A 15,487-nucleotide genomic window follows, 5' to 3' on the forward strand; every position below is an offset into this window, starting at 1 on the left:
ATGGATTAGTAAGCCGGATTTTGGTATAGCCCAGGGGTAGTGTTTACCCATGTTTTTGCATGGAAGGGGTGAAAATAAAGTTTGTCATCCCAAGAATTGGTCCAATTTAAATATGTTCTTGAAACTACACCATTGTTAACTGCCTGCCCCACCATAGTCAATTGAAGATCTTCACCATTTTTCCATCTTCTTAAATCGAAATAACGTTGTCCTTCCAGGTAAAACTCCACTCTTCTTTCGTACTTAATGGCATTTTGGAATTGTTCCTCTGCAGCAGATCCCTTATAGTTCTCGGCAGCATAATCAGGCATGCCCGAGCGAGATCGAATTTGATTCAGATAATTTATAGCTTCGGCATCTGGCCCGTTATTAAATCTATTAAGTGCCTCGGCATATAACAAGTAAATATCTGCCAACCGAATAATAGGATGTATAGGCGTATAAGTTACCGATTCAGACTCTCCGATCGCTTCGTTAACAAATTTACGCACCATAAAACCAGATATAAAGTTAGCCCAATCACCATGTGTTCTATCCGGAACTGATTTATCAAGATCGAAATTTATTAGTTTGTCATTGTAGGACTCACCAAATGTAGAGCCATGATAGACAATATTCTGATGGAAACGGGGATCTCTGTTTTTAGCAAAATCCTGATCGCTGTAGCCCGCATCAATACCTGCTTGAGAAATAATAGGTTTGGTACCATCTCCACCTTCATAGCCTTCAATCGGAAATTTCCCATTACTCATTTGGTATGCATCTACGTGCTGAAATGTTGGCTGCATGGCCAAATCAGCTCTATTAGAGTAGGCAATTCCATAAGGATAGTTCATCATATTATGTGCATATGCCCAGTTTACAATAGATCCATTGGATAATCTTTGCCATAAAATATGTTCGTCTGTTTTATTAATGGCCAACTCATAAACATTCTTTTCTTCTCCCCCGCCAGTATACAACTGATGACCAGCAGCATGTGCTGCATCAATGGCCTCTTTACAGGCATCGGCAGCACGCTTCCAGCGTTGTTGGTCATAACTTCCATACCCCAATACTTCCGAATGCTCATAACCGGCAGCATATGATGGCGTAGGACCATTGTACAGGTCACTTGCCGCATAAACCAATACTTTTGCTTTTAGGGCTTTTGCTGCAACACTGGTAAATCTTCCTTCCCATCTATCCTCCCATTTCTCGGGCAGCATGGATGCTGCAATATCTAAACGAGAAACTATACTGTCCACCAGCTCATTAAATGGTGCCCTTGGAATAGGATCTTCTCCACCTACCAATACTCTGTTAATCCAGGGTAAACTACCCCATATTCTAAATCCTTTAAAATATTGATAGGCCAGGTTGGCATGTGCCTCACCCCGCATATAGTTTATGTATTTTTCGTCGTCTGCAGAAACCGGTGTTATATTTGCCGCTTTTTGCAAATACACATTCGCCATACGTACGGCAAAAAACAAGTGTGGTAATTTGTACAGTTGATTACTATTAGAGCTCATAGTTCCATCGACATATTGCCAGTGTCTTACCCAGGGTGCTTTAGGATAATAAAGATCCTCACCCATACATGACCAACTTAGCCATGCAGCGTCATCCCACCAGTTAACCGGAATATTATCAGGGCTAAAATAACGATCCTGATAAAGGGTCATTATAATCTGTTGTGCATTCGTTGATGTAGTAAATACTGTATCGATGGTGATATCACTACCAGCAGGTTTTTCTAAAAAGTCCTTTTCGCATGAGGCAAATAATGTTACCATTAATGCCAGAAAAGCAATGGACTTAAAACTATATATTATATATTTTTTCATGTCTAATTACTTATAAATTAAAATTGAACTTGAACTCCAAGATTTATAACTCTACTGCGCGGATATCTCAACACACCGTTTGTAGTTTCAGGATCTATATATTTAATATCACTAATGGTTAACAAATTATACCCATTGGCAAAAACTCTAACATTGTCCAGTCCTAGTTTTTCAATGAATTTATCCGTTTTATCAAAAGTATAAGCTATCTCAGTATTCTTTAACCTTATGTAACTTGCATTTCTCATCCAATATGAGCCCACATATTTCCAGTTATCATTAGAGGCCAGTAAACGAGGAAATTCAATTTTTTCGCCAGCCGCATATCGTTCCGGAGTATACCTGTTCATTACAAAATCCAGTGCCGTACCTTTGCTTAAAGTTGGTGAGTTATCCGTTCTTACATTAATTGCATAATCCGCACCTCCCTGAAACATAAATGAAAATGAAAGCTTTTTATGAGTAACACCAGCTCCAAACCCAAACATGGTTTCCGGGAATGTTGGAATATCCAGATATCCGGCATCATCGGTAGTAATTAAACCATCATTGTTACGGTCAATAAACTTAAGGTCTCCCGCTGACACATCACTACCGTCGTCAAATATTTTGTACGCCTGATAATCATTTTTACTTGCTCCCGGGTTCAGTTCGCTATAGGTTGCCCATAATTCATCTTTATACGTTTCCGCTTCTTCTACCGTTTTAAAGAAATCTTCTTGTTGATACCCCCATGCTTCACCAACACGTGTTCCTGTTTTTTGCCTATAGGGTAAATCTACCTCCGGCTCATCAATTTCAATAATTTTGTTTCTGGTATGTGTATAGTTGGCATTTGCCCAAATTCTTGTATTGCTATTTAGCTTTTTATTAAAACCTAATTCAATTTCATACCCTTCGTTATGAACCTGCCCCAGGTTTAACGCTAAAGCACCGGTTTGCTGATAAATAGGCACAACTTGTTGATCAATTAAAATGTCGGTACGGTCTTCTGTGAAATAATCAATATTAAGAGATATCAAATCCTGAACAAAAGACAGGTCTGCACCATAATTGATTTTTTTTGACTTTTCCCAGGTTACATTAGGATTACCTGTTCTTCCCGGTAAGGCATGCGCATAGTATTGCAAAGCGCCTAACTGACCAAATTGTGGCCCCCAGTAATTTGAGTTACCCATTGTATAGGTATCCGGTAGATATAAAAACCTATTCCCCCCCATTTTATCATTTCCAACAGTACCATAAGAGAATCTAAACTTACCATAGGTAAGAATATTTTCGCCTATCAGGTTTTTTAACCATGGTTCCTCGGTAAATGTCCATCCGGCTGAATAAGCAGGAAAAAAACCAAATCTTTTACCTTCAAGAAAATTTTCTGAACCATTATAACCAATATTAAACTCGGCCATATATCTGCTTTTGAAGTTATAGGTTGCCCTACCCGAAAAACCTAAATATGAACGAGGAATATCACTAAATTCGCTCAAATAATAAAAAGATTTATCAGCATTGAATAATCCCATTAAAGACACATTATGGATATCATTAATGCTTCTTTGGTAATTCAAGGTAAACTCGTAATATTCTTTTCTTCTTTTATCCTGAGATGTACTATTAGCCGGCAAAATATCTTCTTTCTCTCTGTAAAAACTTACTGTACCATCGCTGTTTAAAAAAGGCGAATAATAAGGGAGGTTTTTATCATTCTTCTCTCTTCGAATATAATTACTAAAGTAACTCACAAACGAGGCTGTAGCTTTAGCAGACAGCCCTTCTGTAATAAAATCGAGCTTTTGATCTATAATAAACGAATAGTCGCTGGTATTTTCCAACTCTAGATTATACCCCCGAAAATCACTGTTCAGCATTACATTATTCGCATTTTCCTGAAGCATCACCAGCTTGCCATCATGAACATAGCCGTCCCAAGGTGAAGAGTGCACCACTAAATTCCAATAAAAGCTTCGTGCAGGCTCATTTCCTCCTTGTCCTAATGAAATGTTTTGGTTAAAACTACCGCCAATATTAACTTTTGCAGTTGTTGTATTTGTTAATTTAATATCCAGGTTTGTGCGATAGTTATACCTTTGATAATTGGTTGATTTATCTAAATCAGGATTGATATTTTTAAACATTCCATCCTGATCGAAGTAACCTAACGAAGCAAAATATTTAAACTTGTCGCTACCTCCTCTAATGGTAAAATTATGTTGTTTTTGAAACGCGTAATCCTTAAGCATCAAATCGGCATAATTGGTACTTGGGTAAAAGAATGGATCACTCGGTTCCACAGGGTTACCATCAATTACTGCTTTATACCTATCCCGAACACTTTTGGGGTATGGTGCAATTGGATCTTCAGAATCCTCTGCAAATCCTGAATATTCGTTCAAAAGGCCTTGTTGCTGATAACTATTAACCAGTTTGATGCTCCTATCAGGAATCATCACAGCCATAGTTGTTTTGTACATTACCTTCGCCGGCCCTTCTTTTCCTCGTTTTGTAGTTACAAGAATAACCCCGTTAGCTCCCCTTACACCAAAAACGGCAGTTGAAGAGGCATCTTTCAGTATTGATAAGGTTTCAATCTCGTTGGGATCTAAAAAGTTAAGTTCACTTTGCTGACGCTCAACTCCATCAATTAAAACAAGGGGACTTGAACCTGCCCCCTCATCAAGGGTAGCAATACCCCTAATTTTAATGGTGGCTCCATCTTTACCTGGTCGTCCTCCGGATTGATTTGCAATTAATCCAGGCAATTTACCTGCCAAAGCCTGCGTTACACTACTTACTGGTTGCTTTGTAAGCTCTTCTGAACTTACCGAAGACAATGAGCCAGTTACAGTTTCTTTTTTCTGCGTACCATATCCCACCACCACAACTTCATCAAGTTTGGCGATATCCTCTTTTAATACTATATTAAGCTGTGACGTTTGCGGCGTCACCACAATTTCTTGCGTTGCAAAACCAATAAATGAAACTACAATGCTACTGTTAATTGAAGCTTTTAAAGAGAAATTACCATCTATATCGGTAATGGTGCCGATGCTCGTTCCTTTTATTACTATACTTACTCCAGGAATTGGAGCTCCTGTTTGGTCTACTATGGTTCCCTGAATTTTTACTTCCTCTTGTTGAATAAAGTTAGATTCTTCTTCAAACGAAATAGATGCAAATAGTGAAGCTGCGTCAAACAGAAGGAAAAACACCACCACAAACCATATGGAGCGGTGATTTCCAAACAACTTGCTAATTCTGATCTGATTAGTCATAAGCTTAATGTTTAATTATATATCATTTAAGTTTTGTAATCTATTAGCTAACGTTATCACGTTGACTAATTTTTTGCAGTTAATCTAATAGATTATGCAATTAATTATTGTTTACATTTTTTTAAAATTTTAATTAATTCAAACTTAAGAAGAAATAACAGCTCATAATATGGCTCAAATGTTCAACCCGACCTGCCATCCGCCATCATCCTGTATTCCAACGGGTTTACAAACCTAAAAAGCAATTAACCACTAAAGTTTGAGCAATTACCCACCTATAATCAAGGAGAAAAAAAAAAGCATTAACAATTTATCCCCTAACTTTGATTGTAGTTATTAACAAGCATTAATATTGTATGAACAAAAGTGCACACATCGTTATGATCTTGCTTTTTTCTTTGACGGTTAAATTATTGGCCCTCGAAGGAAATATAAATCATGTTAATATTGATTCGATTTATTTTGAGACGATCTCAGCAAAAGAAAACTTACCCAACAGTATCATTTATAATATAGAACAAGATTCACTTGGTTTTTTATGGCTTAGCTCAGATGACGGACTTTTTAGGTACGATGGCAAAAACTTCCGGATATTCAGAAACACTCCACGAAACCCCAATTCTCTGGTTTACAACTCATTTAACGATATGCATCTTGATCATTTCGGTAATCCATGGATTTTATATTCAAGTGGGCTAGACAAACTGGACTCAAAAACAGGTCTACTAAAACATTTCCAACAGGAACCTACTTCAAACGAAAACCTGTTTATGTACAATACCTATAAATTTACAATCACTCCCGAGAATAATATATTTATTTCATCACGCAACAATGGGCTATTTTATTTAAATCACAATGATTCAGTAATAAAGAATCTTCATCAAGAAAAACAAAAATTCCCAGCTATTAACGATGGACTTGAAGCTATTGCCTACAAGAACAATTGCCTTTTTGTAGGGAAACAACAAGACGGAATATTTCAAATCAGCTTAACCGAAGACAATTCTAAAATACTAAATGTTACAAAGATCGCAGACACTAAACATACTTTAATTTATACCATCTTTCCTGATAATAATAATAACATTTGGGTTGGAACAAAGCAGGGGATTATATACATTAATCTCTCGACCGGAGAAACGGTTCATTTTGAATCGCAATTAAGGAATAACCAATTTCTTCCGAGAAGTGAAGTATTATCTCTTCTTGTTGATGATAATAACAACTTATGGATAGGCACAAGGGAAGAAGGCTTAAGTATTGTTTCTATTGCAGATATTGAATCTAATGCGGATCAAGCAAAAAGCATCCGATACACACCTAATAATCAAAATGGTAGTCTTTCAAACCGATGTATTAACAAAATTTTTAAAGATAGTGATGGTAATATTTGGTTAGGAACATTTAGCGGAGGAGTACAGCTCGTCTCTAATTACAATAAGAAAATTCATTCTTTAGCGTATAATCCAGGTCATCCGGAAAGTATCTCACACCCCAAAGTATGGGGAATTACAGAAGATTATAATGGAAATATTTGGATAGGGACAGATGGAGGCGGAATTGATATTTGGAATCCTCGAAAGGGTATTTTTAAAAGATTATCCAAAAAAAACGGACTCAGCGACAATGCAATACTTTGTGCTTTAACAGATGCTAAAGGAGAGCTATGGTTTGGTACCTACAGGGGTGGTATCAATAGAATTAACCCAGATAACGGACGAATAAAAATCTATCAAAACATCCCCACTCCTTATCCCGGATCTTATACTGCAGATATCAGGATACTTTACCAAAGTCCGTCAGGAAAGATATGGGCTGGTACTAACCTTAACGGGCTAAGCTATTATGATTCTAAAACTGATTCGTTTATCAACATCCCGGAACTCGATTATATTGATGTAAGAGCAATACTCGAACCCACTAAGGGAGATTTATGGGTTGGTACTCATGCCAATGGACTTATATATTACAATTTAAATACCAAGACAAAAAAGTATTTTACTGTTAATACATCATTAAATAATAGTATACCCTCTAATAACATTAATTTCTTAGCGAAAGGAGATTCAGCTAAAATTTGGATTGGCACCGAATATGGTGGCTTGTCATGTTTGAACACACAAAACGGTAATTTTGAGAATTTCGATAGCCGGGATGGTTTAGCCAATAACACAGTACTTTCTATCCTGAAAGACCCAAAGGGATATTTATGGTTGAGTACCAATGTCGGGATTTCTCGTTTTGATCCATCTAATCATAGTTTTATTAATTATAATAAAGAAAATGGAGTACTTCCGGGTGAATTCCTGAATAGTTCATGTATCAATTCCAAGGTTGGCATTTTTTATTTCGGCAGTTCCAGCGGCCTTAACTTCCTAAACCCCCAACACATACAACCTTCAGAAAACAAGCCAAAAGTTGTTTTTACCAACTTAAAAATATTTAATGAACACGTTCTACCTGGAAATGGCATCATAGATAAGAATATTGAATTCAATCCGATCATTCATTTAAACCATAAACAATCGGTTTTCACCATAGAATTCCAAGCGATTCAATATCCTTTTGCCAATAAATGCAAATATAGTTTTAAACTGGAAGGTTATGATCAGGAATGGAATATGGCTGGAATAAATAATTCAGCCACATACCGACAACTTCCAGCCGGAACCTACTTTTTAAAAGTGAAAGCCTCTAATACTGATGGTATCTGGAGTGATGATATTGCATCCATTCAAATTGAAGTGATACCCCCATTCTGGCTAACCATATGGGCATATATCTTATATGCATTTACTCTGTTAGTCATAACCCTTTTGGTGTCACGATTTAGAACCAACCAGGTAAAAACCGTAAATCAACTTCATTATGAACAAAAAATCAGACAAGAGGAACAACGAATTCATCAAGAAAGGTTAGTGTTTTTTACAAACATTTCTCATGAGTTGCGCACGCCTCTGACTATGGTTGAATGTGCTGTAGAGGACTTAAAAACAGCCTTAAAAAATACAAGGAATAAAAAAGTAAGTGAACTCATAAAAACTGCCAGCTTTCATTCTACCAGGCTGCTTGAATTAGTTAATCAATTACTTGAATTTAGAAGGGTTGAAACTGGCACACCACAAATTTCGGTTGAATATTTAAATATTAATGAATGGCTATCGACTTATATTTCAAACTTTAAAGAAATGGCCAAAAGCAAATCAATAGATTTAAAGCTATCTATGTCGGTTAATAGTACAATGTTATATGTTGACCCTGATAAACTATCCATGATTATGAATAACCTTATTTCCAATGCATTTAAATATACACCTAAACATGGCATAATAAAAGTAAACACCGAAGATCGAAACGACGTTATTAATATTGAAGTAATAAATTCAGGAGCAGGAATTTCAAGAAAAGCCCTGCCTAATATTTTTGATCGCTATTTTAAAACAGAAAATAATTCCACTAGTACTGGAATTGGTCTTTCTCTAACAAAATCATTAGTAGAGCTGCACAGAGGTAAGATTAGCGTAAGTACAATTGCAGGAGAAGAATCTAAATTTACTTTAACTTTCTTAAAGGGAAACAATCATTTTGAACCTGGTCAACTTAAACCTATCGAATCCTCTGAAGAAATTGAATCAGACATCTTAATTGATGAAAGAGAGATAACTCCGATTAGGAATGAAGACAATCAGGTCATGCTGATTATTGAAGACAATCATGATATCTCTTCCTTGCTAGCATCCAAGTTTTCATCCAAGTTTGAGGTGAAGATTGCTGAAAATGGTGAAAAAGGAATAGAAATAGCTCAGGAAGTTATTCCGGACATTATAATATCAGATATTATGATGCCTGGTATACAGGGAACCGAAGTATGCACAACACTAAAAACCAGTCCTACTACCAGTCACGTTCCAATCATTTTACTAACTGCCAAAGGCACTGTTGAGGATGAACTAATTGGGTTAACAACAGGAGCTGACGACTATATTTCCAAACCTTTTAATTTCAGAATTTTGGAAGCGAGAGTGATTGCATTGCTAAAAAACAGAATTAGTCTTTTGAACTATTTTAATGAAAACAAAACAGAAAATGTAGAGATTGAAATAAATGAGGCGCAACAACTAGAACATGAGTTCCTACAAGAAATAGAGCAATTGATTCTTAAAAAGTACTTAAATTCTGATTCTTCGGTATTTGAACTTGCAGAAGATTTGAACTTTAGTCGCTCTTCCCTATATCGGAAAATTAAAATGTTAACAGGTAAATCGATTAATGAATTTATTCGATCGGTAAAAATTAAAGAAGCAGCAAATTTACTTGCCAACAAAAACATTACTGTCTCTGAAGTCGCTTATCAAGTAGGGTTTAATGATCTCAGACATTTTAGGGAAAATTTTGTCAAGCAAGTTGGAGAGACTCCTTCTGCTTTCAAAAAGAAAACACGGTCAAGTTAAACTAATAGTAGGTAGTGCTAATAACTTGTCTCGGAAAGTCATAACCATTGTGCTATTATTTAAATAGTATTTTAGACTTTGATATTGAAAGCATGATTGGATGTACTAATCAAAGTCCCTGAAACAATCAATATATAAAAACCGGGTAAATTTCTTCCTTTACCCGGCTAAACCAATAAAGAACTGATTGATAGTTCTGCTAACAATTATATTAACTTTGTCTATTTTGTATACTTAATTTTGTATGTGCCTGAACCCAATATAACAATAGAGTTATTGACTAATTTAATTTTGTTTTCTTGTTGATATCTCAACCATTCCTCATCATTAACTTTTAATGACTTCAATTCCTCCGCCGCTAACACCAATTTTGCCTTGGTATTAAATGGCACTTCTAATTCCATTGAAAAAGATTCTTGAGTCATATGCCAACTATTAAATATATTTCCATATGGAGTTGGTACATTCACTGTGGTTTCTGTTATTTCCTTTTGAAAGACAGGATTAACGGTAAACTCCTTATAACCTGCAGTGTTATAATCAGTTTTTATTCCTCCTAATGATTCAAAGAAGTAAGCAGCAAACCCACTATGCATCGGATGGTTCAACGAATTGCTCAAGCCTTCCATATCCTCCCAGAAAAATTGACGTTCGGGCCAGGTGGTGAATCCGTAATTCATCACATACGTTTGACTTGGAAAAGTAGGTGTGGTTAATATTTTATGCGCCAACCCGGCCTTACCATATTTATTTAAAACCGTGTAAATATATCGGTTACCATGGATACCTGTGGCATGATGACCTCCTTTTACAGCAACAATATTATAAGCTAGTCCATCTACCACCGTTTCAACTTTCTCATCGGGAACCATTCCAAACTGTAACGCCATCACGGTTGCTGTCTGGCTTCCATACCATAGGTGTGGAGCCATAGGAATGGATTGTAAATACTCAGCATTAAAGGCTTTAAAAAGTGACTCCTGCTCCTCTTTCATTTTAGCCTCAAACGCTGCATCCTTGTTCATGGTAGCAAAAGCTTCCATGATACCAAGAATATCGTAAAAATAAGCATTAGCAGAGACAACCGGATGACACTCCATAGCCAATGGGTTTCTTTTTCTATCCCAACGTGGAGGACACCAGTCTCCCATACCATTATCAATAATACCTTTTTCATTTTTAAAGGTTAGATAATAGTTTGTCAGTTCTTTCATATCCTCGTAATACTCCTTTACTATGGATGAATCGCCGTAATACACGTAGTTGTACCAGGGCAAATATATCGCAGCGATACCCCAATCCAATTTAGCGATGGTAGAGGTTCGTTTTCCTGGTGCAATCATCGTAGGTACCCGGAACTTTTCACCTGACTTATTATTACCATCAACTATTTTTCTTTGCGTTCGGATATCTTCCATATACTTTTTATAGAAATTACCCAACTCGTAGTTATATAAGGCATATTCACAGAAAGCATGAGCATCGCCTAGCCAACCACATTTTTCGCGGTGCGGACAATCTTCCGGTATTCCATGCAAATTATCAACAATAGTCCATTTACTGATGGTATCCATTTTATTCAATAACGGATCCGAACACAAAAAACTTCCTTGCTGTTCAACATCCGTAGCCACTAAAACGGCTTTTATCATTTGGGCATCGGGCTTGGTTGACACACCGGTTATTTCGGCATAACGGAAACCGTGATACGAAAATTTAGGCTCCCAGCTTTCAAGTCCTTTACCCTTGCAGATGTATGTATACAACTGTGGCATACCGTTGGCTCCCCCACCTGTAGAGCCGGGGTAAATATCTTCTCCTGATTGCGTTAGAGCTTCGGTCGGAGTAATGTTGATCACCTGCCCTTTTTTCTCTTTCACATTAATTTTAACCCAACCAGCAATGTTTTGTCCAAAATCCACAATCCAATTGCCTTTTACAGATTTGAATACTCTTTGAGGTTTTAACTCTTTTAATTTACGAATTGGCGGCATTTGATTGGCACTAACCTTGTTTAGTTTTGGAGAAATGGTTTTTACCTTCGTCCACTTTCTATCGTTAAAATCAAGGGTATTCCATCCGTTAATTTCAAAACGGGCATCGTAAGTATCACCTCCGTAAACATTGTCGAATACAATGGGGCCTGTGGAGTTTTTCCAGTGCTCGTCAGAATAAAACTCATCTTGGGAGTTATCTTCATAAGTAACCTTAATTATCAATCGGGCCGCAGGTGCACCATACGAAAGGTCATTTTCCGACTCAGGGTCTCTTTTCCATGAAATATTTTGCCCATAAAAACCATTCCCAAGAATGATACCGATGGAATTTTTACCCGTTTTAATTTGTTGGGTAACATCATAAGTCACATAATACGCTTGTTTGTCGTAATTTGAAGGGGCAGGATCCAATACATGATCGCCTGTTTTTTCTCCATTGATATACAACTCATAATAACCTAAACCACATATATAAGCACGTGCACTTTTAATTTCTTTTTCAGCATCAATTACATTTCTGAAATAGCCCACAGCTTGACTTGTTAGTTTTATGGGTTCTTTCATTCCTCCGGTTTTGTAATCACGGAAACGATATTCTGAGGAACGGGTGTCTTTACTTAAACTTATCCATTTTGCATTGCCCCAATTAGCATCTTCCATTAAACCAGTTTCAAAACTATTGGCTGCTGACCAATCTGATGCATTACCTTTTTCATCCCAAATTTTTACTTTCCACCAATATTTCTGTGTTGGCAATAATTTGTCTCCTCTGTATTTTACATGAGTAGATTGTGAGCTAATTACTTTACCCGAATTCCAGAGATCGGCATTCTCATCTTTCAACAATTCCATTTCAGAAGCCACCAATACCTGATAAGCCGTTTGTGAGCGATTAAAACCCTCCGCTTTAACTATCCATGACAAAAGTGGATGTTGCCCCTCAATGGCCATTGGATTAGTTTGTGAATTGCAGCTTAGTAATTTAAATTCTAATGGTTGCGCAAAAAAGGGTTTGGAGAGAAACAACAGAATTAAGGTTAACAACTGATTTTTAAACATCACGATTTGTTTTTATTTCTTACTATTTATAGTATAAAACAAAAAAGGAGCCATCTCAATAATAATTTCACCTTAAAAAGGAAAAATTAACGTGCCCTTAAAGATGCTCCTTTTTATTATGGTAATTTTATTTTACTATTTCCCTCCTACTAATTTATACACCTCAGAACCTGCACTCAAGAAAGCACCTGTTCCATATACTTCTGTTTTATCAGCCCATGCTTTACCAGGTGCAGCACCAATAGGCTGAACGTATCCTAACATCCCATCTTCTGTGATATGACTTACCAATGATTTCCAGCCTTTGATTACGGCAGGCTCGTACTTCTCTTTATCAAGAATTCCGTTATTAATACCCCAGGCTAAACCGAATATATAAAAGGCAGATCCACTGGTCTCCGGTGTTGGATAATACTTATCGCCCAATAAACTCATAGCCCAGTGACCTTTTTCTGTTTGAATCTCAATTAATCGAGCAGACATTTTCTTAAATATTTTCAAGAAATACTTGTACTCTTTTGATGCAGGATCAAGCTCCTCCATAATGTTTACCAGTCCTCCAAGAACCCATCCGTTACCTCGTCCCCAGAAAATTTTCGTACCGTTATCAAGCTTACCCATGTAACTTTGATCGCGATAATACAAATTCTCTTTTTTATCAAATAAGAAATCGGTAGTTGCCTTGAACTCTTTCATCATAAAATCCAGGTACATTTTATCTCCTGTTTCTTTATATAGCTTTGCCCAAACTGGAGGAGACATAAATAACGCATCACACCAACTCCAACGGTCATGTTTATAATTTTTATTTCCTACCCAATGCAACGATGTTTTTGCCGGATGAAAATAAATATACCTTAGAGCCTCTTTGGTTGGAGCAATCATTTTCTTATCACCATACTTACGATATAACTCTATATACATTTGCCCTACGGTATGATCATCTGCATGGTACATACGCTTGTGCAATTTCCACTCGTTATCTTCAGCAATGCTTTTCATCCACTCCCAATAGGTGTCATCATCAGCCATGTCTGCCCATTTAACCATACCTACATATAAGGCTCCATTGGTCCATGCCAATGGGTGATGTGGCTCTTTTCTATTACTGTAGTTATCGCGAAAATGCTCGATTTGCCAATCAGCCACACGCCTCATGTCATTTTTGATTTCCTCAGGTTTAGGTTTCTGCCCATACGAACTAACGCTCAATACGCTTAATATTAACAATAAGGATAATGTTTTCATAACAGTTTAATTATTATATGTTTAAAAATTTATTATTACTTGTATAAATACAATAAGGCATCCTTCGTAAAAGGACTGTCCATTTTCTCTTTTTCTTTAATGAGCTGCGCCAATAACATGTACTGGTATACCATCTGACCCATTGGTTCTTTGCTTTTGATCTACAAAATAAGGCTGAAAAGTATAAGAAGAATGAGAATCCCAAATAACATTTTTTGTTGGAAGAAACTGTTTCATCTCCTCTATCTTATTTTTATAATCCGGGTTAGATGCTAAATTCTCCCATTCATTAGGATCTGTTTTGTGGTCGTACAACTCCTGTCCGCCATCTTCGTATTGGATATATCTGAATCCGTTAGCCTTAACACCATGGTTATTCATACCAAAAGTACAAACTGCAAAGGCTTTATCATCCTCTCCTCTGTTCATCATAGCAGAAACCAAACTTCTGCCTTCATTTCGGTCGTAAGCAGGAAGGCCACATAATTCGATAAGCGTAGGGTAAATCGATAACATTTCGGCCGGGGTATCAATGACTTTACCTTTGGGAAGGTTAGGAGCCGCAAACATCAAGGGAGCTTTTGTAGCAGGCTCCCATAAGGCATGTTTGGCAAAAGTTCCTTTTTCTCCCAATCGATATCCATGGTCAGACCATAGTACAATAACGGTATTATCTGCCTTTCCACTTTTTTCAAGGGCATCCAACACTCTTCCCACCTCGTAATCCACAAAACTAACGCAAGCTAAATAAGCTTGAATAATCTTTTTCCACTCGCCTGTTTCTTTTGCCCATTCGGTAGATGGCATCATGGGCAAATCATTTATTTTCAATGCAACAGGGGGAACATCGTCCAAATCATCAGATTTATACGGAGCTACCTGTATTCCTTCAAGTGGATGCATATCAAACCACTTTTGTGGTACATACAATGGCACATGCGGGCGTAAGAATCCAACTCCTAAAAAGAATGGTTTGTCATACTCCCTGTAAATTCTTGCTATTGCCCAGTTAGCAGACTCGTGATCGGGCATTAATGAATCCACCTCGGGGAAAGCCCCCCAATCGGTACTTGTTCTACCATATTTTTTTCTATCCGAATTGCCTCTCCCATCCCAAACAAAACGTTTCTCCGGAAGCGGACCAAAACCTTTTACACGGCCACCTGACTCATCAAATACGCCATCTGGTGCATGGATGTGAAACAACTTACCAATACCCATGGTATGGTAACCATTGTTTCTAAAATACTCTGAAAGAAAGACAATGTCCTTTGTCTCAGGCTTATCCTCTCTTCTGATCTTACCGTCAGGAATCATTCCATAAATCCCTGTGGTGGACGGTCGTAAACCCGACATTATTGAAGCCCGCGAAGGACCGCATAAAGGAGCCTGACAATGTGCATTGGTAAATAACACGCCCTTTGAGGCTAAACGGTCCATGTTTGGAGTTTTGCTGTTAGAGTACCCACTCATACAACCCAACCAGGTATTTAAATCATCTACTGCAATAAACAATACATTGGGCTTCTGAAGCTCAGCATTACTTGCTTGCTGTTTGCTTTTTGTACCGCATGCCGATAGGATAAAAATACCCAAAAGCACAATGGCGTAATTTATTGTTTTCATAC

General features: G+C 37.1%; 6 protein-coding genes. 1 reads left to right on the forward strand and 5 read right to left on the reverse strand.

Going from position 1 to position 15,487, the window contains the following annotated elements; translation table 11 throughout:
• Positions 1–5: 5 nt before the first annotated feature.
• Together ACT29I_RS07120 and ACT29I_RS07125 are read right to left on the reverse strand one after the other, a co-directional pair.
• Positions 6–1,829 (reverse strand): RagB/SusD family nutrient uptake outer membrane protein, encoded by a 1,824-nt coding sequence (locus ACT29I_RS07120; RefSeq protein WP_430934874.1) that lies wholly within the window; start codon positions 1,827–1,829, stop codon positions 6–8.
• Between the two features lie 17 nt (positions 1,830–1,846).
• Positions 1,847–5,101 (reverse strand): SusC/RagA family TonB-linked outer membrane protein, encoded by a 3,255-nt coding sequence (locus ACT29I_RS07125; RefSeq protein WP_430934873.1) that lies wholly within the window; start codon positions 5,099–5,101, stop codon positions 1,847–1,849.
• A gap of 356 nt (positions 5,102–5,457) precedes the next feature.
• Here ACT29I_RS07125 and ACT29I_RS07130 point away from each other — a divergent pair, with 356 nt between their 5' ends.
• Positions 5,458–9,555, forward strand: coding sequence for a hybrid sensor histidine kinase/response regulator transcription factor (locus tag ACT29I_RS07130; protein WP_444793066.1), 4,098 nt, complete (start codon positions 5,458–5,460; stop codon positions 9,553–9,555).
• 221 nt (positions 9,556–9,776) lie between these two features.
• On the opposite strand, the gene ACT29I_RS07135 is transcribed toward ACT29I_RS07130, so the two are convergent.
• From ACT29I_RS07135 to ACT29I_RS07145, 3 genes are all read right to left on the reverse strand, one after another.
• The gene (locus tag ACT29I_RS07135) at positions 9,777–12,611 is read right to left on the reverse strand and encodes a family 78 glycoside hydrolase catalytic domain (RefSeq protein WP_444793067.1); all 2,835 of its coding nucleotides are present in this window, start codon (positions 12,609–12,611) and stop codon (positions 9,777–9,779) included.
• Positions 12,612–12,746: 135 nt separating this feature from the next.
• Positions 12,747–13,859: a glycoside hydrolase family 88/105 protein gene (locus tag ACT29I_RS07140; protein WP_430934870.1), complete on the reverse strand. Its 1,113-nt coding sequence runs from the start codon at positions 13,857–13,859 to the stop codon at positions 12,747–12,749.
• A gap of 96 nt (positions 13,860–13,955) precedes the next feature.
• Positions 13,956–15,485, reverse strand: a complete 1,530-nt coding sequence (locus tag ACT29I_RS07145; RefSeq protein ID WP_444793068.1) for a sulfatase — start codon at positions 15,483–15,485, stop codon at positions 13,956–13,958.
• Positions 15,486–15,487 lie beyond the last annotated feature (2 nt).

The organism is Saccharicrinis sp. GN24d3 (assembly GCF_052400645.1).
Classification (GTDB): domain Bacteria; phylum Bacteroidota; class Bacteroidia; order Bacteroidales; family Marinilabiliaceae; genus Saccharicrinis.

Coding starts and splice junctions, on each gene's coding strand:
- ACT29I_RS07120 (WP_430934874.1), bottom strand. CDS start 1,829: ATGAAAAAATATATAATATATAGTTTTAAGTCCATTGCTTTTCTGGCA.
- ACT29I_RS07125 (WP_430934873.1), bottom strand. CDS start 5,101: ATGACTAATCAGATCAGAATTAGCAAGTTGTTTGGAAATCACCGCTCC.
- ACT29I_RS07130 (WP_444793066.1), top strand. CDS start 5,458: ATGAACAAAAGTGCACACATCGTTATGATCTTGCTTTTTTCTTTGACG.
- ACT29I_RS07135 (WP_444793067.1), bottom strand. CDS start 12,611: ATGTTTAAAAATCAGTTGTTAACCTTAATTCTGTTGTTTCTCTCCAAA.
- ACT29I_RS07140 (WP_430934870.1), bottom strand. CDS start 13,859: ATGAAAACATTATCCTTATTGTTAATATTAAGCGTATTGAGCGTTAGT.
- ACT29I_RS07145 (WP_444793068.1), bottom strand. CDS start 15,485: ATGAAAACAATAAATTACGCCATTGTGCTTTTGGGTATTTTTATCCTA.